This is a genomic window from Microbulbifer mangrovi (assembly GCF_002009015.1).
Lineage (GTDB): Bacteria > Pseudomonadota > Gammaproteobacteria > Pseudomonadales > Cellvibrionaceae > Microbulbifer > Microbulbifer mangrovi.
In genome coordinates this window covers 1-860 of sequence record NZ_LZDE01000093.1, presented here as the reverse complement: position 1 = coordinate 860, position 860 = coordinate 1, and the positions used below count along the sequence as shown (strand labels likewise).

The window sequence follows — 860 nt, the reverse complement described above, 5'->3', positions numbered from 1 at the left end:
GCGGAGGGCCGAAGGCCCGGAGCTTATTGCCTGGCCTTGTTACAAGTTTATCGCTAGGTAGATCTTGTACCCAATGAACCCCGCAGCACCCAAGAATACTATGTTTAGAATATACTCATTGAGCTTTGAGAATCCACCACGAAATCTTTCAATAGCAGCCTCTTCAAAACCGCGATAATCCTGAATATCTACAGGATTTACCGGCTGATAATCTTCGTCGTTAAGCGCGTTTAACGCGCACTCAATTTGTGAATCAATTTCTACCCAAATCACATAAAAGTCTGCGCCGTACATGGTTCCCAGTGCCGGCCCAGAGTTTTCATTACCAATGTGTATCGGAATTCCTTGAGCTTCCAGTCTGTACTTTAAAGCTAATGCCTGATCTTTATCTTGGTATTTGGTTAGTAGTTTCATGACTTGTAACGCCCGCAACACCGGACAATTTGGAGCGCAGCGGAAAATTGTTCCGCGTGGTTGCGCTTGTTACATGTTTTAGGTGAGTCGAACATGCCTTGCCACCCTAGACTCTAGCAGCCGAATTAACTCTGGCTGCATACGGTCGTAATTGTCAGGGATATCTAAGCAGACCAACTTTTTCCCTTTGAGTAAATCTTTGAACTTTTTAGAGATTTTATTTCTATGACTTTTTTCCATTACAAGGATGATATCAGCCCACTCGACAAGATCACCACTGACTACAGTTTCAGCATCCGAGTTTGTGCCCGCTCCAATAGCGTTTATTCCTGGGTATTTGGAGAATACTTCTTCTCCGGTAGGACTTCTCAACCTATTTTCACTGCAAACGAATAGTAGATTCATCAGATTCCTGGTGACATGTAACGCCGCCAGCAGGGGCAGCT

2 protein-coding genes are annotated in these 860 nt (G+C 44.5%); both read right to left on the bottom strand.

Annotation, left to right across the window (positions count from 1 at the left end; genetic code table 11):
• Positions 1 to 39: 39 nt before the first annotated feature.
• Complete coding sequence (locus tag B4U49_RS00430) at positions 40 to 414, bottom strand: hypothetical protein (protein ID WP_143735434.1); 375 nt, start codon at positions 412 to 414, stop codon at positions 40 to 42.
• A gap of 78 nt (positions 415 to 492) precedes the next feature.
• On the bottom strand, positions 493 to 860 hold a 368-nt coding region (locus tag B4U49_RS00425), incomplete at its 5' end, for a low molecular weight protein tyrosine phosphatase family protein (RefSeq protein WP_239692412.1).

Coding starts and splice junctions, on each gene's coding strand:
- B4U49_RS00430 (WP_143735434.1), bottom strand. CDS start 414: ATGAAACTACTAACCAAATACCAAGATAAAGATCAGGCATTAGCTTTA.